The sequence below is a fragment of the Paenibacillus tritici genome (genome assembly GCF_013204885.1).
Taxonomy (GTDB): Bacteria; Bacillota; Bacilli; order Paenibacillales; family Paenibacillaceae; genus Paenibacillus_AQ; species Paenibacillus_AQ tritici.
The window spans coordinates 349,773-372,061 of the sequence record NZ_JABMKX010000008.1; the positions used below are offsets into that span (position 1 = coordinate 349,773).

The following is a 22,289-nucleotide window of genomic DNA, read 5'->3' on the forward strand; positions in this document are numbered from 1 at the left end:
TCGGTTCGTTTAAGTGTTAGTACCCTCTAGACGGGCCAGCTTGGTAAAAGTTGCATGAGGGATGTACGTTATCCATAATTTATTATTTGGTGCTGACCCAGAAACGCCGGATGACATTGCCGTCTTCCTCTATGTATTCGCTATCCTCTATTCCGCCGTTCTTACGGATGGTCCGTTCTGATGCGGTGTTGACGGCGTCACAGACGACGAGTGCCTGCTCTATCCCCAGCTCACTGGCTCTCAGGAGCGCCTGCTTCAGAAGTTCTGTGGCATACCCTTGTCTGCGCGCGGAAGGTACCACCCCATAGCCAATATGCCCGCCCGTATGGAGTAATGTATCGGTCAGCCGATGTCTGATGTTCACAGCACCCACTATCCGCTTATCCAGGGTCACCAGCCAGAAGGTTGAACTGCTCACCCACCCTTCTGGAATACCCGCACCACTGGCATATTCACGCAGAGACTGAACCATACCGGCAAAGTCCGCAGGATCGAGCGCAATGACCCAGGGAACGAAGGATTCTCCGCTGGCCTTCCACTCTTCATAAAATACCATATAAGCCTCTCTAAGCGTTTCTGTAGGCTCTACTAAGGTTACCTTACTGCCTTGGTTCTGCATCTGTAATCCTCCCTTATCCTGATATGAATATGAAAAAAAGCCCCTAAGGGCTTTCGGTAAGACATTGTGGATTTATTGGTTCTCGAGTTCTTCCTTACTGACAAGACTTGTCAAAGCGGTTACAGCTTGTTCCGCATCTGCGCCGTCTGCGCTGATATAAATCTCCGTACCGGAACTGATCGCAAGGCTCATAATCCCCATGATGCTTTTGGCGTTCACTTTTTTATCGTCTTTTTCCACGAAAATCTCCGACGAAAACTTATTAGCTTCTTGCACAAACAATGCTGCCGGCCGAGCATGGAGCCCCGTCTTCAACCGAACAACTACCGGGTGCTTTGTCATGAAACGCTTACCCCCTATTTGAGATCTGCCCAAAAATTTCACATTAATTTTATAATATTATATCATTATAACGCATACCACACTAGAAAAAAAATAATCAGCCGCCACGGACCTTGTCCGCCAGCTCATCAATTTTGCGCAAGCGGTGGTTTACCCCTGACTTACTGACCGTACCGCCCAGCATATCCCCGACTTCCTTGAGGTTAATATCCGGGTGGGCCAGTCTGATTTCTGCAACCTCCCGCAGCTTATCCGGCAAGCTCTCCAGACCCACCTCGCGCTGCAGCAGCTTGATGTTCTCAATCTGCCGTACCGCCGCGCTGATCGTCTTGTTCAGATTAGCCGTTTCGCAGTTCACAATCCGGTTGACCGAGTTGCGCATATCGCGCATGATCCGCACATCCTCGAATTTGAACAGCGCCTGATGGGCTCCAATCAAACTGAGGAACTCGATGATCTTCTCGCCTTCCTTGATGTATAGGATGAAGCCTTTTTTGCGTTCTATACAGCGGGCATTCAGGTGAAATTCACCAGCCAGCTCCACGAGCGCCTTGCAGTGCTCCTCATACATGGAAGCGATTTCCAAGTGGTACGAGGAGCCTTCCGGATTATTCACCGAACCGCCGGCCATGAAGGCCCCGCGCAGGTATGCACGCTTGCAGCAGTTCTTGCCGACAATCTCATCATCAATCCCGTCCGTGAAGATAAACCCTTCCGAGACAATTCGCAGATCCTTCAGGATCTCCTGGACCTGGTTCGGGATTCTTACGATATAGACGTTATTCTTCTTCAAACGCATTTTTTTACGCACGAGCAGCTCGATATGGACCTGGTAATATTTCTTAAGCAAAGAATATACCCGCCTTGCAATCGCGGCGTTCTCCGTCGAAATGTCGAGAACTACCTTTTTGCTCGAAAGCTGCACCGAACCATTCATTCGGATCAGCGCTGACATTTCCGCTTTCTCACAGCAGGGCTGGCTCTCGACCATCGTCAGCTCTTTTTTGGTAAGGGCCGCAAAAGACAAGGGGCTCACCTCTTTCATGTTAACTCTTTCTGTCAATCCAATCCTGCACCAGCTGGAAAATATGATGACTCAGCTTATCGGTATCATGCCGCAAATAGGTCTTGAATAATACCAGCTTGTCGGCAATCACCTTATACCCGTTGCCATCAACGATATCACGGTCAAGCTGCACCGGACGGGCGCCCTTCTCGGCATATTTGAGCTGAACCTGCTCCGGGATCTCCCCGTCATTCACGATCACATAATCGAACAGATGCAGCCCAATATGATCGTATACCGCCTGAAGATGATCGCTGACCGTATAATTATCCGTTTCACCCGGCTGGGTCATTACATTGCATACAAAAATCTTAATGGCATCTGAGCCTACCACGGCTTCCGCCAGCTTCGGCACCAGCAGATTCGGCAGAATGCTCGTATACAGACTTCCCGGACCGAGCAGAATCGCATCTGCACTGCGGATGGCCTCCAGTGCCTCCGGCAACGGTTCCACATCCACGGGCTCCAGGAATACGCGTTTGATTACACCGCCGGCCTCCGGGATCTTGGATTCACCGGTAATCAGCGTCCCGTCGGCCATCTCGGCATGCAGGATTACAGCCTCTCCGGCAGCAGGCAGCACCCGGCCGCGGACGGCGAAGAGCCGGCTAAGCTCCCGGACCGCCGTAACGAAGTCTCCCGAAATATCTGTCAGTGCCGCCAGAATCAGATTGCCCAGACTGTGCCCGGCAAGCCCTTCACCGCTGCTGAAGCGGTACTTCATAATCTGCGCCATCAGAGGCTCTACGTCAGCCATAGCCGTCAGTACGTTGCGGATATCCCCCGGCGGCGGCATTTGCAGCTCACTGCGCAGAATTCCGGAGCTTCCCCCGTCATCCGCGACAGTTACAATCGCTGTAATATCAAGCGGCTTCTCCTTCAATCCCCGAAGCATAACAGACAGCCCGGTACCGCCGCCCATAACGACGATCTTCGGACGCTGTCCTTGTTCTTCAGCCACTATTCATCCCTTCTCTCATCAATGCCGGTCGCGTTCGGAATCCCGATGGCTGACTGCTACCGATTCCGTCTCGCTAACCCCCAGCATTTTGCCCAAGTATTCTGCAATGGCTACCGAACGGTGTTTGCCGCCTGTACAGCCGATGCCGATAATAATCTGGGATTTGCCTTCCTTGCGGTATTGCGGAATAAGAAATTGAAGCATGTCTAGCAGTTTGGTCAGGAAGGCTTGCGTTTCAGGCCATTTCATCACGTAGTCATATACCTCGTTGTCTTGGCCTGTCTTGGGCCGCAGCTGATCCACATAATGAGGATTAGGCAGGAAGCGGACATCGAACACCAGATCAGCATCAATCGGAATCCCATACTTGAACCCAAACGAAGTGATATTAACAGAGAGGGTGCTTTTCCCGAGGTGGGAGAACCGTGATACTATTTTTTCTTTGAGCTGTACCGGCTTCATGCTGCTGGTATCCAGGCACAGGGTAGCTGAATTCTTCAGCTCCTGCAGCATCTGGCGTTCGAGCCGGATACCGTCAAGCGGCATGCCTTTGGGAGCAAGCGGATGATGCCTCCGGCTCTCCTTGTACCGCTGTACAAGCACTGAATCTGTCGCATCCAGGAAAAGAATCTCAAAGCCGATCGTTGATTCGTCCTTGATGTAGGCCAGAGACTCCGACAGGGCGGTAAAGAATTCCCTGCCCCTGAGGTCGATTACCAGCGCTACCTTGGCGATTTTACCCTTCGACTGCTCAATCAGTTCAGCGAACTTCGGGATCAGTACAGGCGGAAGATTATCTACGCAGAAGAACCCGAGATCCTCCAGGCTCTGCACGGCAATCGTCTTGCCTGCACCCGACATGCCTGTAATGATAATCAGGGTGGCGTGACCGGGCAATGGTTGGTCGAGGTCGGTCATTACAGCATCCCTCCCTAAGATGAGTATATGAATAATTCCAGTCTTTTAAGAACGCAGCAATAGTCCTGCCGCACCAATAATACCGGCATCGTTGCCAAGCTCTGCTGGCACAATGGTCACACCGGTCTGCAGAGGTGCAGGTGCCAGCTTGGCGAATACCCGGCGGACTTCATCAAACAGAATATCGCCTGCCTTGGAGACCCCTCCGCCTACAATGAATACTTCCGGGTTCAGGACGGCGGCTACCGATGCCATGGATTTGCCCAGGTAGAAGGCGGCCCGGTTCACAATACGCAGCGCAGCTTCATCGCCTGCCTTCGCAGCATCAAATACTTCCTTCGCCGCAATCTTCTCTACGGTAGACAGGGAGGTCCGGTCTCCACGGGCTACTGCATCATTAGCCATGCGGATAATGCCTGTAGCTGAGGAAACGGTTTCCAAACAGCCCATGTTCCCGCAGCCGCACTGGATCGCTTCCAGATCAGGAACGACTGAGATATGACCCAGCTCTCCGGCCAGACCGGCAAAGCCTTGATACACCTTACCATTAATAATAATACCGCCGCCGACACCTGTGCCGAGCGTATAGCAGACACAATTCTCAATGCCGCGTCCCGCACCGCTCCAGGCTTCGCCCAGTGCAGCCACGTTGGCGTCATTGTCTATTTTGACTGGCTTGTTCAGACGACCCTCCAGAATGGAACGGATCGGCACATCTCTAAATCCTATGTTGGGCGCAAGGATGATGATGCCTTCACGAATATTCGTAAATCCGGCGAGTCCGGCTCCCACACCGGCCAGCTGGTCCCAGGAATACGGAGAGTCTTCAACAATCTGGCGTACATACTTCTCGATATTGTCGATGACAGCCTCAGCGCCATCTGCAGTCCCCGTTGGGCCCTCGTAGGTGTGCAGCAGGCTTCCCTCGGCACTGCAGATTCCAACCTTAATCGTGGTACCACCTAAATCCACGCCAACGTAGATATTTTCAGACATGTAACAAGCCACCTTTTTCTATGCTAAAATAGTTAATCCTACGTACCCACTATAATAGAAGCCTTCCCTGCGGTCAAGGAAAGGCGATACACCCGGGGCAATGGGTTTCGGAAAGCAAAAAGACTTTCTCACCAGGCAGGCAAGAAAGTCCGTAATGTATCTCTATTCTAATGTAAGGAATCGGTCATAACTCCTACTCCGACAAAATCCGTTTTTGACCCTCAAGTGCCCGGATCGGTGCGATGTTCTGCGTGAATTCCAGCGTACCCATATAACGGCCCGTCTCGTCGCGTACTGCGAAGTACCGGATGTAGATAAATTTATCCTTAATGTTAATCCAGAAATCCTCGGCATCCTTGACGCCAGCCTTGAAATCAGCCAGCAGCTTCTCCACGACATGCACACTCTGCGGCGGATGGCAATTCTGCACCGTGCGGCCGATCACGGCCTTCGTCCGGGCAAAAATCCGTTCCTTGCCATGCGAGAAATAGCGGACAACATCATTCTCGTCGATAAAGGTCAGGTCCACCGGCAAATGATTCATCAGCGTCTCGAGCTGGTGAAGCGACAACAGCCCGGTCTCAAACCGGATGAAGCCCTGCGGCGACAGGCCTTCCCCTGCTCCCTCCGCTTGCACATCGGCCCCTTCAGGCTCAGCCGCACGCTCCGGTATCCATTCCTGGTCCGGTGCAGCCAGGCAGAAGCCGATTTCATCGCTTTCGCGGGCAATTTTGACCCACTCATCTTCAGTCAGCTTATCCAGCGCCATCGGCAGCAGAATGTTCTCTTCCTTGAAGATCATCTCGTTGACTTCCTTAATGATCTCTTCGAGTGAAGCAGCAATCTGCTCCGTGTCCCCGTTATAGGCGCTAAGTGTCTTCTTTGCTTCCTTGATCATATTGCGGATGCCGTCATCGACCCCCCACATCACCTTGGTCGGACCATAGATTCCGTACTTCTCCAGGTAAGGGAACAGCAGATTCTCCTTGCGGCTGTAGTGCTTGTCGAGATCGAGCAGCAGGCTCAGGTCCTCCAGCAGCTTGAATATAATCTCGTCACTGGCGTTCTTCTTGAACTTGTCAGCATGCAGCTCCAGCCGGAAGTTCACCAGCCGTTCAATCTCACGGTTCTCCAGCTTGAAGGTATGCACGGGATGGCCGGGCTGCTCCTCGGGCCTTACAGAACGGTGAATCTGTTCAATTGAGCCTTTGAATATGGCCGTATGCACGGAGCATAGGCGCTGTACTTCCTCTACCGGAATGCCCTCCTCGGTCATAAGGGAATGCTCCATGGCGGAGATTTCCTCCACAGTAACATCGCCTACCGCTTCCGCAAAACGCGCCTTAACCTCCTCAACGCTTTTGCCTGCATGCAGCTCCTTGATGATCTCTTTCAGCATAGCCTGGCGGCGCGTCTGTTCGGGCACATCTACCTCGCGGTTATTAATCAGCTCACTCATATGGATCTCTCCTTCTATTCTATAATCTCGAAGCCATGCTGCTGAAAGGCCAGCCGAACGGTTTCCAGCTCTATTTTCTTTAACTTCATTCCTTTGGATAATGTCATGAAACGTCCTGCGGTCTGCAGCATCCCAGGCTTCGTGATATCACGGAAACCGAGACCCACCATGATTTCAACCGCTTCCGGGTGCCTGGTTACCAGCTCAAAAATAGGTTCATCCAGCTTCAGCACTTTACTCATCCTGTTGTACACCTCACAAATGAGAATTCTTCTCAACAACAGCTTAGCATAGGGTACAGAGGTGGATTGTGATTGTAATCACTAAGTATAAGAAAAGCTGCCCTCACGCCTTTTACAGCATGGGGACAGCAAGTAATAGTTCAGATTATAGGTATAGAAGACCCGTTATATTTACAGCGGTACACTCAAACTGTACGAATTACGGATATCATGCGAAATCCGCATGCTGCAGAACTTAGGGCCGCACATCGAGCAGAAATGCGCTTGCTTCGCACCCTCCGCAGGAAGGGTCTCATCATGATACTCCAGCGCCCTTTCCGGGTCCAGAGAGAGATGGAACTGGTCACGCCAGCGGAATTCGAACCGCGCCTTGGACAGCGCATTATCCCTGTCCTGGGCACCCGGATGTCCCTTGGCGAGGTCTGCGGCATGGGCGGCGATTTTGTAGGTAATGACTCCTTCGCGCACATCATTCTTGTTAGGCAACCCCAGATGCTCCTTCGGTGTTACGTAACATAGCATAGACGTCCCCAGCCAGCCGATCATCGCCGCCCCGATGGCTGAAGTGATATGGTCATAACCGGGGGCAATATCGGTGGTCAGCGGGCCGAGAGTATAAAAGGGAGCTTCCCGGCAAATCTCGAGCTGCTTGTCCATATTCTCCTTAATCTGGTGCATCGGCACATGTCCCGGACCCTCAACCATGACCTGAACATCGTGCTTCCAGGCCAGCGCTGTCAGCTCTCCCAGCGTCTCCAGCTCAGCGAATTGAGCTTCGTCATTGGCATCTGCAATAGAACCCGGACGCAGTCCGTCCCCCAGGGAGAAGGCTACATCATACGTCTTCATAATCTCACATATCTCTTCAAAATGTGTGTACAGGAAGTTCTCCTGCTGATGGGCAAGGCACCACGCGGCCATAATCGAGCCGCCTCTGGATACGATGCCTGTCATTCTCCGGGCAGTCAGCGGAATATAGCGCTTCAGCACCCCGGCATGAATGGTGAAGTAATCCACTCCCTGCTCTGCCTGCTCAATCAGCGTGTCACGATAGAGCTCCCAGGTTAAATCCTCCGCTATACCGTTCACCTTCTCGAGCGCCTGGTATAAGGGCACTGTGCCGACAGGCACCGGAGAATTGCGGATAATCCATTCGCGGGTGGTATGAATTGCAGCTCCGGTGGAGAGGTCCATAATTGTATCAGCCCCCCAACGGGTCGCCCACCGCATCTTCTCCACCTCCTCTTCAATAGAAGAAGATACCGCAGAATTTCCGATGTTGGCATTGATCTTCACCAGGAAGTTGCGGCCAATAATCATCGGCTCGCTCTCCGGATGATTAATGTTGGCCGGGATGATGGCCCGGCCGGCGGCCACCTCGTCCCGTACGAATTCCGGCCGCATATTCTCACGGATCGCGATATACTCCATCTCCGGTGTAATCATCCCTTGCCGTGCATAATGCAGCTGGGTAACATTGCGGCCCGCCTGTGCCCGCAGCGGACTTCGCTGCAGTCCCGGAAAAGCTTCTGGGGGCGGCCCGCCCCTGCGGATTCCGTTATCCTCCGGCTGCACGGCTCTTCCGGTGTATTCCTCCGAATCGCCCCGCTCCGCAATCCAGCATAGACGGTGCGGCGGCAGTCCCCTCCGAATGTCGGTCTCCTCTGCAGCATCGGTGTAGATACCGCTTGTGTCATAGACACGCAGCGGTGCATTCTCCTTATCCCCGGCAACGCCCTCTGTTCTGCTGAGAGTGATCTCCCGCATCGGAACCTGAATATCCGGGCGAGAGCCCTCTACATACACTTTACGGCTTGCCGGGAAACTGGAAAGGTCTACCTCGCCGTTCTTCACTATTTCTGTCACTCTAATCTCCTCCTCTTTGCTCTATGAGCTTGTCAGATAAGATTTCACGCAGCAGACTGAGCCGAAGAATCCATGAATTCCCGCAAGTCAAAAAGCCGCTCCACCTGGAGCGGCTTTATTAAAGGAACAGCCAAATAAGACTGTATTCAAAAAAGGTCCGACTCCACTTTCCTACGCTGGTATGATCCAGATCAGGTTCAAGGGTCCGGAAATTCAATTTTCCCGTCTCAGCCTATTCAGGCTCCCCTAGTGGGTATCTTATCTAATTAATTACATTTTACTGGTATAGGTATTTCTTGTAAACCCGTAATTGTTACCCGGAACCTTCTCCGGTTATTTATCCAGCGATTCGCTCCAGTCATGCACCATCGTGCCTTCCAGGAACTTCTCGGCGTCCATTGCCGCCATACAGCCGGTTCCCGCTGCCGATATAGCCTGACGGTAACGTGTATCCTGCACATCGCCGCAGGCGAATACGCCGGGAATATTCGTCTCGGTAGTACCCGGATTTACCACGATATAACCACTCTCATCCGTGTTAATCTGGCCGCCCAAGAACGCTGTGTTAGGAGTATGTCCAATCGCCACAAAGACACCATCTGCCTCCACCAGCTCTGTCAGTCCGGTCTCATTATTAAGCACCGTGATGCCCTTCACACCGGTGTCCCCGACGGTAACTTCAACCGGGGTACGGTTCAGGGCCCAGGATACCTTGCTGTTATCGCGCGCGCGGTCCTGCATGATCTTCGAAGCCCGAAGCTCCGGACGGCGGTGAACCAGCGTTACGCTGGACGCGAAGCGGGTCAGGAAGCTGGCTTCCTCCATGGCAGAGTCCCCGCCGCCGACCACGACAATCTTTTTGCCCCGGAAAAAGAAGCCGTCACAGGTCGCACAGGTACTAACCCCGCGCCCCACATTCTCCTGCTCGCCCGGGATTCCCAGATATCTTGCAGAGGCTCCGGTTGAAATAATGACCGACTCTGCTTCGAGCACACCCATTCCGTCTACGGTAACCTTGAACGGACGCTGCGAGAAATCAACGGATTCCACCCAGCCATTCTTGAATTCAGCGCCGAAGCGTTCAGCCTGCTTACGCATATTGTCCATCAGATCCGGACCCAGAATTCCTTCAGGGAAGCCTGGAAAGTTCTCCACTTCTGTTGTCGTTGTCAGCTGTCCTCCCGGCTGCAAGCCTTCAATCACCAGCGGGCTCAGGTTCGCACGCGCCAGGTAAATCGCAGCAGTCAGCCCGGCCGGGCCTGTTCCGATTACAATTGTTTTGTACATTGCTTTGGCCTCCTTACAAGTAGGTTTGTATTTAGAAGTAGTGGTTCAAATACGGGTAGTGGACGGCGATAAGCCGTCCGTTCCCGGCAGCATCCCCCGGACATCACATTCGCTGTCGATCCGCCGCGCATAACGGCTAACCATGGAGACGGACACCCCGTAACGCTGGGCCACCTCGCGGAATGTAACCGGCTGTCCATGCAGCCGTGCCGTCAGATACTCCAGGGCTGCGCACCAGCCGCCGTCATTGCGGAATAACGGAACATCCGGGTACAGGCTGCCGATGAACTGCTTCCAGATAAACTCGGCATCCTTCTTCTGGACAGCATCATATCTGCGGTCCATCATCGCTGCCGTATGATCCATAATCCGCTGCCAGTCCTCTCTCCATTCAGGCGTTCCCTTGGGGCTGGACAGAGCCGCCAGCTCCTGTTCTTCGCCGGATGGGCCAGCTTCATCCAGGTGATCTCCGATCAGCCGCTGAAGGCTGAACAGCGCTGCCTCCTGCAGGCGGTCCTCCTGAAGCGGCTCCTGCTCCAGCACGCCGCGCAGTACCTCGGACATCTCCTCATCCTCAATCCAGCGGAGAGCTTCGGTCACCTGAAGCTTCGTGGCAGAATCGCCGTAGCGCAGCGCCCAGAAGAACGACGCGCGCAGCAGCGGATTACTCCGTACCTCTTCCGTGAATTTGCCCGTATTGTCCTTCCACTGCTTAAGCTGCTCCTGGAAGGGTAACTGGTAATTGTAGCTGATAGATGGCATAGAGCGCTCTTCCGCCCTGGCCTGCTGAAGCTGGGACAGGAAGAAGGCCGGCACAGCAGAATCAGGGTCCAGCTTCGCGGCCTGTCTCCAGCAGCGCTGAGCTTCACTGTACAGGCCGCTATTGCTTGCCGCCACCGCGCAGTAATGATACAGGCCGGCGTCTCCGGCGACCTCCTCATCCTTCAGCAGACGGCGAAAATGGCTGTACGCCGCAGTGTGGCGGCCCAGGATACCCATGGTTGTGGCCATTTTGAACACATGCTCCTGATGAAACGGCACGGTTGCTTCTAGCATACCCAGCAGAGTCCCAAGCTGCTCCTTGTCCCCTGCATACTGCATGAAAATAGCCATATTGCAGAGTGCATGAAGGTTACCGGGGTCCTGCTTCAGCACCTCATCCAGACATTCCTTCGCCTTGGCGAACCGGCCCATATAGAAATTGGCCAGTGCCAGGTTATTGTGCGCAGCCAGAAAGTCCGGGGTGTTCGTGGTGATCTCCTGCAGAAGCTCTACAGCCTGCGGGAACTTCCCCTCCTCCAGCAGCGTCCGGGCCCGGTCATGCTCGATCACACCCTCACGGCTGCGGATACGCACCAGCGGAGCGGGACGGTTCAGCTCATATTGCAGCAGCTCCATCAATTCTTCGGATTCAGCCATGAACTCACCGCTGGCATCCTCCTCCAGATAAGTGACCAGCGCACGCTCCGCCTCTTCAAAGCTTTCCATATTGGCGAAGTTATTAGCCATATAGAAGTGACATTCTGTCATTCCCGGATCAATCTTCTCAAGGACATGGATGAGAATCTCATTGGATGCCGTGTAATCGCCCATCTCAGATAATATACCCGCCATGTTGCAATGATTCACCGGATTATCCGGCTCATATTCAACAGCTTTGCGAAAATTCTTCAATGCCTTATCATATTGAAAGCGGTCCAGCGACCGAACGGCTCTTTCAAAGAAAAAATTGGCATCCAGAGTGACCGGAATGACGTTACTAATTTCCGCGACATTCTCTGAAGTTCTCTCAATCATGGAAGCAAGGCACCTCCCTTTTATCAGCTTCCTAAGCCTCATGAAAAATAGGAGAGCGGCGTCATAAGAACCACCTGTCCTCCCTACTTAAGCAACCTTTTCGTTTCCATTTCTGGTCCCGGCTGTCTTCTTCACACAGTATACCACATGTGGCAGTCAGATTCTCAATCTCAACGCTCTTCACAACAGGCTAAGATCAACATGGCAAGGCGGTAAAAAAAAGACGCAGGCGCTAAATCCCTGCATCTCTGAACAGCTTATCTATGGAACCGCCTTCGATGATGATACGCGTGGCCTCTGCCAGCATAGGAGCTACCGAGAGTACTGCGAATCTGCTGGAATGCTCATCCGGCAGTGCAATCGAATCGGTGACCACAATCTCGTCGATATTGGGGTGGTCCATCCGCTCCAGCGCATCTCCGGAGAACAGTCCGTGTGTAGCACAGACGATGCTGTTCCGGGCGCCCCGTTCCTTCAGGCCCTCCACCACATTGACGATGGTCGTTCCGGTATCAATCAGATCCTCTATGATGATCGGCGTTCTGCCTTCAACATCCCCGATGACATGCGTAATTACCGATTCATTATGGGCCGGACGTTTCTTGATCATGATCGCAAACGGCGAATCCAGCCGGCTGGCCAGCTTCTCCGCCATGGAGGCGCGTCCCGCATCCGGCGATACCACGACCAGATCAGTAAGACCCTTCACCTTCAAATAACCGCTGATCAGATCGAGCGCTGTCAGATGGTCCACCGGGATATTGAAGAATCCCTGAATAGCTGCGGCATGCAGATCAATGGTAATTACGCGGGTCGCCCCTGCTGTGGTCAGCACATCGGCAACCATTTTGGCCGAGATCGGCTCACGCGGTGCGGATTTGCGTTCCTGCCGGGCATACCCGTAATAAGGGACGATAATGTTCACTGTTCTTGCCGATGCACGTTTGGCTGCATCAATCATGACCAGCAGCTCTACAAACAGCTCGTTAATCGGATGAGCCAGGGATTGCACCAAAAATACGTCGCAGTTCCGGATGCTCTCTTCATAATGCACATAAATCTCGCCGCTTTTGAAACGTGTCAGCTTGATCAGGCCAAGCGGTGCACCAAGGCGCTCCGCGATGTCAGCGGCCAGCTTCGGATTCGACGAACCGGAAAAAATCCGTAATTGATGATGCATAGTACCCTCCTGGGATTATAATTTATATTTCAAACGGGACAAGTGTACGGCGGCGCCCTTCGAATACTGCCAGTTCACGGAAGCCTGTATGCCAGAGCAATTGCCGGGCCTCTGTTAAGCCGTCTCCCAGCTTCATGGGATCATGCGCGTCGGAGCCTACAGTGAGCGGAATACCCAGCGCAAGCGCCTGAGCAATCACATGCTCCGCCGGGAACATCTCGGCGCAGGGTTTGGTCAGTCCGGAAGCATTCAGCTCCATCGCGATTCCGCTGCCTGCAATCACCTTCAGTGTCTCCAGCTCAAGCATCCTGACCTCTGCGGTGTCCTCTGGCGTCTGCGGTCCGTAACCGAACCGTTTAATGACATCCATATGTCCTATAATATCATATAATCCCGATAACGCCGACTTCTGCACAGCATCATAATAACGGCGGTATACGCTCATTACATCCTGGCCTTCCCAGCCCTGAGTCTGCCGGTGGTCTGTAATATCCCACTCCCCGAGGAAATGCACCGACCCGATCAGATAGTCCCAGGGATACGGCGCTAAAAGCTCGCGGATCTGCTCCTCGTATCCCTCGATATAATCGGCTTCAAGCCCTACCCGCAGCTCAATCGTTCCACGGTAGCGCTCCTTCAGCGTAAGGCACTCCTCCACATAATACGGAAGCTCGGCGAGCGGCATCGCCATCTCGGGATAATACTGCTCCGGATCTACATGGATCAGCGGCAGATGGTCCGACAGCCCAAGCTGCTGGAGCCCCAGCGCGATTCCGCGCTGGACATACTCTTCAAGCTTCCCCACGGCATGACCGCAGCGCTCATGGTGGGTATGGTAATCAATAAGCATCCTGAAGCGCCCCTCCTAGTCCCGCCGAGGCCGTTCATGGCGGGCGCTCAGCTCTTCCAGAATCTCATCCAGCGGAAGCTTGCGTTCCTGCAGCAGTACGAGTAAGTGGTAGATCAGATCGCTGACTTCCAGGCGCAGCTCGGCATTATCTTTATTTTTGGCGGCGATGATTGTCTCAGAGGCTTCCTCACCGACCTTCTTCAGGATCTTATCCACGCCCTTGTCGAACAGATACGTAGTATACGCCCCCTCCGGACGGTTCACTTCGCGCTCGGCAATCACCCGCTCCAGCTCACCCAGTACCGCAAACCGGCCGCTCTCTGCATCAGCAGTGTTAACGGCAGCCTCAGCAGCTTCAACAGTTGCCGGTGAATCGAGCGGAATCTCCCGGAAGAAGCAGCTGTTCTCCCCGGTATGGCAGGCCGGGCCTTCCGGCACCACCTTCACCAGCAGCGTATCGCTGTCACAATCGTAATGGATCGAGGTGATAGCCTGCGTATTGCCCGACGTTCCGCCCTTGTGCCACAGCTCGCTGCGCGAACGGCTCCAGAACCAGGTCTGGCCGCTGGTAAGCGACAGGCGCAGCGACTCCGGGTTCATATAGGCGAACATTAATACCTCAAGGGTACGCGCATCCTGAACTACAGCAGGCAGCAGGCCCGATTCATTCCAGCGGATGCCCGCTACCGCATTGTCCTGGTTCAGTGCTATATCCTTCTTGTCCTCGCTCATCGGATCTCTACCCCTCTTTGCTTCAGATCAGCCTTCAGATCATGAATAGCAATCTCTTTATAGTGAAAAATCGTTGCCGCAAGGCCCGCATCCGCTTTGCCTTCGGTAAACACATCATAGAAATGTTCAATTCTCCCTGCACCGCCGGAAGCAATCACAGGAATGCTCAGCAGATCACAGACCGCCGCCGTCAGCTTCAGATCGAAGCCGTCCTTGGTACCGTCGGCATCCATGCTCGTAAGCAGAATCTCGCCGGCACCCAGCCGCTCGGCCTCCTTCGCCCAGGTCAATGCCCGGATACCGGTTGGCTTACGTCCGCCATGCGTGTACACTTCCCATTCGCCCCAAGCCTCATTATATTTGGCGTCCATTGCCAGCACAATACACTGGGAGCCGAAGTGGCGGGCCCCCTCCAGAATAAGCTGGGGGTTATTGACGGCTGCCGTATTAATGCCGATTTTGTCCGCCCCGGCGCGCAGAATCCGCTTCATATCCTCCGGAGTGGAGATCCCCCCGCCCACTGTGAAGGGAATGGCAATCTCCCCGGCTGTCTGCCGGACCACTTCGATCATGGTTGCCCGGCCTTCCACAGAAGCGGATATATCCAGAAATACCAGCTCATCCGCCCCCTCGCGGTCATACAGCGCCGCCAGCTCCACCGGATCTCCGGCATCGCGCAGATTTACAAAATTCACGCCTTTTACCACACGCCCGTCCTTCACATCCAGACAGGGGATAATCCGTTTAGCCAACATTCCAAGACCCCTCCTTAGTATAGGCTTACCGCAATCCGGAGGACTGGCCCAAGGCCTGTAGCGCTTCCGCCAAATCAATATTACCGGTATACAGCGCCTTGCCGACAATAGCTCCGCCGATTCCGCTGCCGCTGTGTTCGTTCAGGCGCTGCAGATCCTCAAGACTCGTCACACCGCCGGAGGCGATGACCGTTCTACCGCTCGCCCCGGCCATAGACAGAATCCCTTCCACGTTCGGCCCCTGCATCATCCCGTCACGGGAGATATCGGTGTAGATGAAGGTCTCTGCGCCTTTGGCGGCCAACTCTTTGGCCAGATCCTCCGCGCGGACCTCAGAGGTATTAAGCCATCCGTGCGTAGCTACGTAGCCGTTCCGTGCGTCAATGCCAATGGCCACCTTATCGCCATACTTGGCAAGTACAGCTTCGGTAAAAGCATGATCATTGATCGCCGCCGTTCCGATAATCACCCGGCTGATGCCAAGACCCAGCAGCTTCTCCACATCGGCAAGCGTGCGGAGACCGCCGCCGACCTGCACAGGAACATTCGCATTGCGGGCAATGGCTCCGATGATGGCGTCATTGACCGGATGCCCGGCTTTGGCTCCATCCAGATCTACCAGGTGGATATACCGTCCACCCTGCTCCTCCCACGATTTTGCCACCTTCACCGGGCTGTCGTTGTAGATGGTCTCCTGAGCGTAATCGCCCTGCTGTAACCGGACACACTTCCCGTCCCGGATATCAATGGCCGGATATATGATAAAAGAAGACATGAATACTCCCCGCTTTCATTGCAATATTGTTATTCTGGCAGGCCTTAAGCCTGCTGTGCCTGGAGCTGCAGGAAATTGCCCAGCAGCTGGATGCCAAGCTCTCCGCTTTTCTCCGGGTGGAACTGCATTCCATATACATTACCCCGCCCCACTACAGCCGTTACCGGATGCCCGTAGTCCGTGACGGCAAGCAGATCGCTGTCGGCTGCGGCAAGCGCGTGATAGGAGTGAACGAAGTAGACATGCCCCTCCGTTAAGCCCTTCAGGAGCGGACTCTCCGGCTGGAGGAAGCTCAGCTTGTTCCAGCCCATATGCGGCACCTTGTAGCCGTCACGGGGCGCGAAGCGCACCACCGAGCCCGGCAGAAGCTCCAGGCCCTTATGCTCGCCATGCTCCTCGCTGCTGCTGAACAGCAGCTGCATCCCGAGGCAGATGCCCAGCACCGGCTGTCCCGCTTCTGCTGCGGCCCGGACTACCACATCCATTCCGCTCTCGCGGAGGTGCTCCATCGCATCGCCAAAGGCACCGACACCGGGCAGAATCACGCTGTCTGCGGCCAGAATGGCAGCGGCATCGGCCGTTACAAGACTCGTATAGCCCAGCCGCTCTACCGCCTTACTGACACTGTGCAGGTTGCCCATGCCGTAATCGACGATTGCAACGGCCATGCTACAGCACTCCCTTCGTCGAAGGTACGCCCTTCACCCGGGGATCAACCAGTGTCGCCTCATCCAGCGCCCGTCCCAGTGCCTTGAAGACCGCTTCAATCATGTGGTGGGTGTTGGAGCCGTAATGGACGATGACATGCAGCGTGATTCTGGCTTCCAGCGCGAATTTCCAGAGGAATTCATGAACGAGCTCCGTAGAGAAGCTGCCCACCTGCTGTGAAGGATACTCCGCCCGGTATTCGAAATGCGGCCGGTTGCTGATATCAATCACTACCTGAGCCAGCGCTTCATCCATAGGGACGAAGACACTTGCGTAACGTTTGATCCCTTTTTTGTCGCCCAGCGCTTCGCGCAGAGCCTGTCCCAGACAGATGCCGATGTCCTCTACCGTGTGATGGTCATCAATATCAATGTCGCCCCGTGCCTGCACGTTCAGGTCAAACTGTCCATGCTTCGTGAACAGGTCCAGCATATGATTCAAGAAAGGCACATCGGTCTCCAGTTCCGAAACCCCGCTGCCGTCTACGGCAAAGGTTAACTTGATGTCCGTTTCGTTGGTTGTACGGCTAAGCCCGGCCTTGCGCAGCGCCTGTTCGTTATTATTGTTCTCCATTTCCGTCTCCACCTTTCGCTTCCTTCTCCAGCCGGATTTCAATTGCACGTGCATGGCCCTCCAGCCCCTCACGCCGGGCAAGCTCCATAATCGCCGCCCCGTCCCGCAGCAGCGCTTCCTTGCTGTAATAGATCAGGCTGGATTTCTTAATGAAATCATCCACATCTACAGGCGAGGAGAACCGCGCCGTACCGTTCGTCGGTATAATGTGGTTCGGTCCGGCGAAGTAATCGCCGACCGGCTCCGAGCTATACGGCCCGAGGAAGATGGCCCCGGCGTTCTCAATCGCGCCGGTCAGCGCCATCGGGTCGTTCACGACAATCTCCAGATGCTCCGGCGCCAGCCGGTTCACCACGGAGATGCCCTCGTTCAGCGATTCTACGACGATAATCGCGCCGTAGTTCTCGACCGAGGCCCGCGCGATTGTCTCGCGCGGCAACGTCAACAGCTGCCGCTCTACCTCGGCAGCCACCTCCTCCGCGAGACGCTGCGACGGCGTCACGAGGATCGCCGACGCCATCTCGTCGTGCTCGGCCTGCGAGAGCAGGTCGGCCGCGATGTAGGCGGCCTCGGCGGTATCGTCGGCGAGCACGACGATCTCGCTCGGTCCGGCGATGCTGTCGATATCGACAGCGCCGTAGACCTCGCGTTTGGCCAGGGCCACGTAGATGTTCCCTGGCCCGCAGATCTTATCGACCGGCACGATCGACTCCGTGCCGAAGGCCAGGGCGGCGATCGCCTGCGCGCCGCCCACGCGGTAGATCTCGTGTACGCCTGCTTCAGCGGCGGCCACGAGAATATAGGGATCAATGCCTTCGCTGCCGCCCGTCGAAGGCGGGGTAACCATCACGATCTCCGGCACGCCGGCAATCTGTGCCGGAATCACGTTCATCAGCACCGAGGACGGATAGGCTGCCTTGCCGCCGGGAACATAGACGCCCACACGCTTCAGCGGGCGGATGATCTGGCCGAGGACCGTGCCGTCCGGCTGCAGATCCATCCAGGAATTGCGTTTCTGCCGCGCATGGAACGCACGGATATTAACGGCTGCCGCACGGATCGCCGTCACGAAAGACTCCTCTACCCGGCCGTAGGCGGCTTCAAGCTCCTCCGGTGTGACCCGCAGCTGCGCAGGCGTCAGCACAGCGCCGTCGAAGCGCTCCGTATACCGGAGCAGCGCTGCATCGCCTTCCTGCTTGATACCGGCCACGATCTCACGTACGGCCTTGTTCTGCTCCGGCGTGCCGTATTCCACTTCACGCTGCAGCTTAAATTCCTTACTGGACTGAATCTTCACCGCTGCTTCCCCCTTGAACTCTATATTTACTAAGATTATTTCATCTGCAGCCCCGGGCCTGCAATAACGGCCTGCAGGCGGTCGCACAGCTGTTGAATCTCCGCATTCTTCATCCGGTAGCTTACCCGGTTCGCCACCAGGCGGCTGGTGATCTCGAAGATGCTGGTCATCTCAACCAGCCCATTGTCCTTCAGCGTCTGCCCGGTCTCAACCATGTCCACGATCCGGTCGGCCAGGCCGATCAGCGGCGCCAGCTCGATGGAGCCGTTCAGCTTCACAACCTCCACCTGCTGGCCCTGCTCACGGAAGTACCTTGAGGCCACATTCGGGTATTTGGTAGCTACCCGCTGCTGAATGCCCGGCTGCCAGTTCGGAAGCCCGATAATCGACATCCGGCAGCGGGCAATTCCCAGATCAAGCAGTTCGTAGACATCGCGGCTTTCTTCCAATAATACGTCTTTGCCGACAATGCCGATATCCGCTACCCCATACTCTACATAGGTAGGTACATCCACCGGCTTGGCAAGAATGAACTCCATTCCGGCTTCCGGCAGTGAAATCACCAGCTTGCGCGATTCTTCTCCGTCTGGAGGAATCGGCAGTCCCGCCTGGCGGAACAGCTCTGCCGCTTTATTGTAAATCCGGCCTTTCGGCATGGCCACCTTAAGAATCTGTGCCATCATTACCCGCCTCCGTTTCGTATTTCCGCTTCTATAGGTGATCATTGTTTCATTATTTTAATAAAGTCTCCATTCATGCAGACAGCTTCACTCACCCATGCTCACTGACAAAAGACACGAACGTATAAATCTCGCCGTACCGCTCACCCTCTGCCTCAATCGTATCCGCATCCAGCCGCTTCACGGTCTTCAGCTCCTCCGGGCCTGATGCCAGCCGTGTAACTACAGCATGACCTTCCGTCCGCAGGCGCGCTGCTTCGGTTAGGCCCTCCTGGCGCCGGAGTGCATCATACTGGACCAGAATCGGCAGCTCTTCCTCTTCAGGCAGCCCGGATACACCATCCAGAATACGGTTGGTCTTCAGCGAGAAGCCCGTCGAGGGGATGGGCCGCCCGAACTGCTGAAGCAGATTGTCATACCGGCCGCCGCTGCATACCGGGAAGCCCAGCTCAGCAGCATAACCCTCAAAGGTCATTCCGGTATAGTAAGAGAAATCACCGATCATCGTCAGATCAATCAGCACGTGCTGAGAGACGCCGTAGGCAACCAGAACTTCCCATACCTTACACAGATGCTCAATCGAAGCGCGTGCCAGCGGATGATTGCTTAACTCCAGCGCCTGGCCACAGATCTCCTTGCCGCCCCGCAGCCGAAGCAATCCGTCCAGCTCCTGCTTCTGGGCTTCGGATAGCTCAAGACGCCGCAGCGTCTCACGGAAGGCTACATAATCCCGGCTGAGCAGGTGGCTCTTGAGCTCCTCCTGAGCCTGCGGCAGACCGGACACAGCTTCCTGGAAGAGACCGTCGAGGAAGCCGACATGCCCTATCGCTATTTTGAAAGACTTCACACCCGCCGCCTGCAGCGAGGCAATGGCCAGTGCGACCACCTCAGCGTCCGCCTCCGGTGAATCATCCCCGACAAGCTCTACGCCGGTCTGATAGAATTCCGCCTCCCGGCCGGCTTCCTCTTCAATCGCCCGGAAGACGTTGGCGTGATAGGACAGACGCAGCGGCAGCGGCTCATCCTTCAATAGAGAAGAGACCACACGGGCCACAGGAGCTGTCATTTCCGAGCGCAGCACCAGAGCCTGACCACGGTTGTTAAGCAATTTATACAGCTTCTGATCTGATGTAGAGCTGGCCACACCGACCGTATCATAATATTCAAGGGTAGGCGTAATCATCTGCCGGTAACCCCAGCGGCTCATGCAGTGAAGTACATCATTCTCAATCTTGCGCAGCTTCGTTACCGCACGCGGGAGATAATCCCTTACGCCGGCAGGCTTTTCAAATCCCTTTGGTTTGGCCATCTTCATTGTTCACCTCATCAGATATGTTAAGAGAGTATCATCAAATACTTTATCATGGTAAAGTGGTAGTAAAGTAAAGCAGTGGCAATATCGTATCACGGACCATCCTTTTGCGTCAACATTTTGCCACCGGGATAACCGGCGAATATAATAAGTTAATATGATTGTACTTTATTTCCTGCATTAAGTATTCCCGGTATCTATTTCAGAAGCAGAAAGAAGGACTGACGGCTTGAGTACATCCTATATGATTGGCGTTGATATTGGAACCACCAGCACCAAGGCTGTCCTCTTTGAGGAGAATGGAACGATTGTTGCCCAGAGCAATCAGGGCTATCCGCTGCACCAGCCCTCTCCCTCTGTGGCGGAACAGGACCCGGAGCAGATTCTGCAAGCTGTAATCCACACTATATCATCGGTCATGCAAGACAGCCTTGCCTCTCCTGCAGATATTCTGCTGGTCTCGTTCAGCTCGGCTATGCATAGTGTTATTGCTGTTGATGCTTCCGGCAAGCCGCTTACCGCCTGCATTACCTGGGCTGACAACCGGAGCAGCCGCTCTGCGCGGCGGCTGAAGGACGATCTGAACGGGCATGAGCTGTACCTGCGGACGGGGACACCCATCCATCCCATGTCTCCGATCACCAAGCTGATGTGGCTTGGCGAGGAGCAGCCCGGGCTGTTCAGTCAGACCCACAAGTTCATCTCGATCAAAGAATATATCTTCTTCAAGCTGTTCGGCGAATATGTGATCGACCATTCCATCGCCTCGGCGACCGGCATGTTCAATCTGGAGAAGCTGGATTGGGACGAGGAGGCCCTCCGGATCGCCGGTATTACCCCCGAACGGCTATCCCGGCCGGTCCCTACCACCCAGATCATGCAGGGCCTGCTTCCAGGGCTTGCGGATGAGCTGGGACTTCTGGTTAACACCCCGTTTGTGGTGGGAGCCAGTGACGGCGTCTTGTCTAACTTGGGAGTAGGTGCAATAGAGCCGGGTGTCATTGCCGCAACTATAGGAACAAGCGGAGCCATCCGCACTGTAGTTGATCATCCGCTGACCGATCCCAAAGGACGGATCTTCTGCTATGCCCTGACAGACAAGCATTGGGTAATTGGCGGTCCCGTGAATAACGGGGGGATGCTCTTCCGCTGGGTGCGTGATGAGTTCGCCGCTTCCGAGGTGGAGACCGCGAAGCGCCTTGGCATTGATCCCTATGAAGTATTGACCCGGATTGCCGAGCAGGTGCCGCCCGGCAGTAACGGACTACTCTTCCATCCGTATCTGACCGGGGAACGCGCACCGCTGTGGAATCCCGATGCCCGCGGCTCCTTCTTCGGCTTAAGCATGAATCACCGCAAGGAGCATATGATCCGTGCGGTGCTCGAAGGTGTCATCTTCAATATGTACACCGTATTGCTCGCCATGGAGGAATGTATCGGCCAGCCTGTCAGAATCCTGGCTACAGGCGGCTTCGCCCGCTCTGCTCTATGGCGGCAGATGATGGCGGATATTTTCGATCAGGAGGTAGTGGTCCCGGAGAGCTTCGAGAGCTCGTGCCTCGGCGCAGTCGTATTAGGACTGTACGCCACCGGCCGGATCGATTCCTTCGAGGCTGTATTCGGAATGATCGGCTCAACCCACCGGCATGAACCGGTTACAGCCCACTCCAAAGCCTATAAACAACTCCTGCCGATCTTCATCTCCGTATCCCGTAGTCTGGAAGACCAATATCAGGCGATTGCCGACTTCCAGCGTGAACAGGCCGGAGAGCAGCCCTGCTAACTATTATATACTTGCACTTGAAATTCTCCCTACAGCAAAGCGCCAGCCCGCCGCATCTGCGGCCAGCCGGCGCTTTTCTTTGCATCCATCC

The 22,289-nt window shown here is 55.0% G+C and carries 22 protein-coding genes and 1 riboswitch; of the genes, 1 reads left to right on the forward strand and 21 read right to left on the reverse strand.

Annotated elements, in window-relative coordinates; translation table 11 throughout:
- Positions 1 to 82 precede the first annotated feature (82 nt).
- From HQN87_RS16685 to HQN87_RS16785, 21 genes are all read right to left on the reverse strand, one after another.
- Positions 83 to 619 carry a GNAT family N-acetyltransferase gene (locus HQN87_RS16685; protein WP_173135661.1) on the reverse strand — a complete coding sequence of 179 codons (537 nt, stop codon included), beginning with the start codon at positions 617 to 619 and terminating at the stop codon, positions 83 to 85.
- A gap of 72 nt (positions 620 to 691) precedes the next feature.
- Positions 692 to 961: an HPr family phosphocarrier protein gene (locus HQN87_RS16690; RefSeq protein WP_036651317.1), complete on the reverse strand. Its 270-nt coding sequence runs from the start codon at positions 959 to 961 to the stop codon at positions 692 to 694.
- Between the two features lie 97 nt (positions 962 to 1,058).
- Positions 1,059 to 1,988, reverse strand: a complete 930-nt coding sequence (whiA, locus tag HQN87_RS16695) for a DNA-binding protein WhiA (protein WP_173135834.1) — start codon at positions 1,986 to 1,988, stop codon at positions 1,059 to 1,061.
- 19 nt (positions 1,989 to 2,007) lie between these two features.
- Positions 2,008 to 2,949, reverse strand: a complete 942-nt coding sequence (locus HQN87_RS16700; protein ID WP_173135836.1) for a gluconeogenesis factor YvcK family protein — start codon at positions 2,947 to 2,949, stop codon at positions 2,008 to 2,010.
- Positions 2,950 to 3,006: 57 nt separating this feature from the next.
- The gene (gene rapZ / locus HQN87_RS16705; protein ID WP_173135664.1) at positions 3,007 to 3,906 is read right to left on the reverse strand and encodes an RNase adapter RapZ; all 900 of its coding nucleotides are present in this window, start codon (positions 3,904 to 3,906) and stop codon (positions 3,007 to 3,009) included.
- A gap of 45 nt (positions 3,907 to 3,951) precedes the next feature.
- On the reverse strand, positions 3,952 to 4,902 hold the full coding sequence (locus HQN87_RS16710) for an ROK family glucokinase (protein ID WP_173135679.1): 951 nt from the start codon (positions 4,900 to 4,902) through the stop codon (positions 3,952 to 3,954).
- Positions 4,903 to 5,095: 193 nt separating this feature from the next.
- Positions 5,096 to 6,361 (reverse strand): DUF438 domain-containing protein, encoded by a 1,266-nt coding sequence (locus HQN87_RS16715; protein ID WP_173135682.1) that lies wholly within the window; start codon positions 6,359 to 6,361, stop codon positions 5,096 to 5,098.
- Between the two features lie 14 nt (positions 6,362 to 6,375).
- Positions 6,376 to 6,603, reverse strand: coding sequence for a DUF1858 domain-containing protein (locus HQN87_RS16720; RefSeq protein ID WP_173135685.1), 228 nt, complete (start codon positions 6,601 to 6,603; stop codon positions 6,376 to 6,378).
- 171 nt (positions 6,604 to 6,774) lie between these two features.
- Positions 6,775 to 8,469: a phosphomethylpyrimidine synthase ThiC gene (gene thiC / locus HQN87_RS16725; protein ID WP_173135688.1), complete on the reverse strand. Its 1,695-nt coding sequence runs from the start codon at positions 8,467 to 8,469 to the stop codon at positions 6,775 to 6,777.
- 151 nt (positions 8,470 to 8,620) lie between these two features.
- Positions 8,621 to 8,727, reverse strand: a riboswitch (TPP riboswitch).
- Between the two features lie 75 nt (positions 8,728 to 8,802).
- Entirely contained in the window at positions 8,803 to 9,756 is a 954-nt protein-coding gene (trxB, locus tag HQN87_RS16730) for a thioredoxin-disulfide reductase (RefSeq protein ID WP_173135691.1), read from the reverse strand.
- A gap of 45 nt (positions 9,757 to 9,801) precedes the next feature.
- On the reverse strand, positions 9,802 to 11,553 hold the full coding sequence (locus HQN87_RS16735) for a tetratricopeptide repeat protein (protein WP_173135694.1): 1,752 nt from the start codon (positions 11,551 to 11,553) through the stop codon (positions 9,802 to 9,804).
- Between the two features lie 232 nt (positions 11,554 to 11,785).
- A complete protein-coding gene (locus HQN87_RS16740; RefSeq protein ID WP_173135697.1) occupies positions 11,786 to 12,733 on the reverse strand; it encodes a ribose-phosphate diphosphokinase in 948 nt (315 codons plus the stop codon).
- Between the two features lie 22 nt (positions 12,734 to 12,755).
- Positions 12,756 to 13,583, reverse strand: coding sequence for a histidinol-phosphatase HisJ (gene hisJ, locus HQN87_RS16745; RefSeq protein ID WP_173135700.1), 828 nt, complete (start codon positions 13,581 to 13,583; stop codon positions 12,756 to 12,758).
- 15 nt (positions 13,584 to 13,598) lie between these two features.
- A complete protein-coding gene (gene hisIE, locus HQN87_RS16750) occupies positions 13,599 to 14,315 on the reverse strand; it encodes a bifunctional phosphoribosyl-AMP cyclohydrolase/phosphoribosyl-ATP diphosphatase HisIE (RefSeq protein ID WP_173135703.1) in 717 nt (238 codons plus the stop codon).
- The gene (gene hisF, locus HQN87_RS16755) at positions 14,312 to 15,070 is read right to left on the reverse strand and encodes an imidazole glycerol phosphate synthase subunit HisF (protein ID WP_173135707.1); all 759 of its coding nucleotides are present in this window, start codon (positions 15,068 to 15,070) and stop codon (positions 14,312 to 14,314) included. The genes hisIE and hisF overlap by 4 nt, the downstream gene beginning before the upstream one ends.
- A gap of 25 nt (positions 15,071 to 15,095) precedes the next feature.
- Positions 15,096 to 15,845, reverse strand: coding sequence for a 1-(5-phosphoribosyl)-5-[(5-phosphoribosylamino)methylideneamino]imidazole-4-carboxamide isomerase (gene hisA / locus HQN87_RS16760; RefSeq protein ID WP_173135710.1), 750 nt, complete (start codon positions 15,843 to 15,845; stop codon positions 15,096 to 15,098).
- 44 nt (positions 15,846 to 15,889) lie between these two features.
- Positions 15,890 to 16,513: an imidazole glycerol phosphate synthase subunit HisH gene (gene hisH / locus HQN87_RS16765; protein WP_173135714.1), complete on the reverse strand. Its 624-nt coding sequence runs from the start codon at positions 16,511 to 16,513 to the stop codon at positions 15,890 to 15,892.
- A gap of 1 nt (position 16,514) precedes the next feature.
- Positions 16,515 to 17,126 (reverse strand): imidazoleglycerol-phosphate dehydratase HisB, encoded by a 612-nt coding sequence (gene hisB / locus HQN87_RS16770; protein ID WP_246553205.1) that lies wholly within the window; start codon positions 17,124 to 17,126, stop codon positions 16,515 to 16,517.
- Positions 17,113 to 18,423, reverse strand: a complete 1,311-nt coding sequence (gene hisD, locus HQN87_RS16775) for a histidinol dehydrogenase (protein WP_173135840.1) — start codon at positions 18,421 to 18,423, stop codon at positions 17,113 to 17,115. The genes hisB and hisD overlap by 14 nt, the downstream gene beginning before the upstream one ends.
- Before the next feature lie 35 nt (positions 18,424 to 18,458).
- Positions 18,459 to 19,103, reverse strand: coding sequence for an ATP phosphoribosyltransferase (gene hisG / locus HQN87_RS16780; RefSeq protein WP_173135842.1), 645 nt, complete (start codon positions 19,101 to 19,103; stop codon positions 18,459 to 18,461).
- Between the two features lie 91 nt (positions 19,104 to 19,194).
- Complete coding sequence (locus HQN87_RS16785; RefSeq protein WP_173135718.1) at positions 19,195 to 20,412, reverse strand: ATP phosphoribosyltransferase regulatory subunit; 1,218 nt, start codon at positions 20,410 to 20,412, stop codon at positions 19,195 to 19,197.
- 247 nt (positions 20,413 to 20,659) lie between these two features.
- Here HQN87_RS16785 and gntK point away from each other — a divergent pair, with 247 nt between their 5' ends.
- Entirely contained in the window at positions 20,660 to 22,198 is a 1,539-nt protein-coding gene (gntK, locus tag HQN87_RS16790) for a gluconokinase (RefSeq protein WP_173135844.1), read from the forward strand.
- The last annotated feature ends 91 nt before the right edge of the window (positions 22,199 to 22,289 follow it).

Coding starts and splice junctions, on each gene's coding strand:
- hisA (WP_173135710.1), bottom strand. CDS start 15,845: ATGTCTTCTTTTATCATATATCCGGCCATTGATATCCGGGACGGGAAG.
- hisJ (WP_173135700.1), bottom strand. CDS start 13,583: ATGCTTATTGATTACCATACCCACCATGAGCGCTGCGGTCATGCCGTG.
- rapZ (WP_173135664.1), bottom strand. CDS start 3,906: ATGACCGACCTCGACCAACCATTGCCCGGTCACGCCACCCTGATTATC.
- HQN87_RS16690 (WP_036651317.1), bottom strand. CDS start 961: ATGACAAAGCACCCGGTAGTTGTTCGGTTGAAGACGGGGCTCCATGCT.
- hisH (WP_173135714.1), bottom strand. CDS start 16,513: ATGGCCGTTGCAATCGTCGATTACGGCATGGGCAACCTGCACAGTGTC.
- gntK (WP_173135844.1), top strand. CDS start 20,660: ATGATTGGCGTTGATATTGGAACCACCAGCACCAAGGCTGTCCTCTTT.
- hisG (WP_173135842.1), bottom strand. CDS start 19,103: ATGGCACAGATTCTTAAGGTGGCCATGCCGAAAGGCCGGATTTACAAT.
- HQN87_RS16710 (WP_173135679.1), bottom strand. CDS start 4,902: ATGTCTGAAAATATCTACGTTGGCGTGGATTTAGGTGGTACCACGATT.
- HQN87_RS16720 (WP_173135685.1), bottom strand. CDS start 6,603: ATGAGTAAAGTGCTGAAGCTGGATGAACCTATTTTTGAGCTGGTAACC.
- hisB (WP_246553205.1), bottom strand. CDS start 17,126: ATGGAGAACAATAATAACGAACAGGCGCTGCGCAAGGCCGGGCTTAGC.
- hisIE (WP_173135703.1), bottom strand. CDS start 14,315: ATGAGCGAGGACAAGAAGGATATAGCACTGAACCAGGACAATGCGGTA.
- hisF (WP_173135707.1), bottom strand. CDS start 15,070: ATGTTGGCTAAACGGATTATCCCCTGTCTGGATGTGAAGGACGGGCGT.
- HQN87_RS16715 (WP_173135682.1), bottom strand. CDS start 6,361: ATGAGTGAGCTGATTAATAACCGCGAGGTAGATGTGCCCGAACAGACG.
- HQN87_RS16685 (WP_173135661.1), bottom strand. CDS start 619: ATGCAGAACCAAGGCAGTAAGGTAACCTTAGTAGAGCCTACAGAAACG.
- trxB (WP_173135691.1), bottom strand. CDS start 9,756: ATGTACAAAACAATTGTAATCGGAACAGGCCCGGCCGGGCTGACTGCT.
- HQN87_RS16785 (WP_173135718.1), bottom strand. CDS start 20,412: ATGGCCAAACCAAAGGGATTTGAAAAGCCTGCCGGCGTAAGGGATTAT.
- HQN87_RS16700 (WP_173135836.1), bottom strand. CDS start 2,949: ATGGGCGGCGGTACCGGGCTGTCTGTTATGCTTCGGGGATTGAAGGAG.
- HQN87_RS16740 (WP_173135697.1), bottom strand. CDS start 12,733: ATGCATCATCAATTACGGATTTTTTCCGGTTCGTCGAATCCGAAGCTG.
- HQN87_RS16735 (WP_173135694.1), bottom strand. CDS start 11,553: ATGATTGAGAGAACTTCAGAGAATGTCGCGGAAATTAGTAACGTCATT.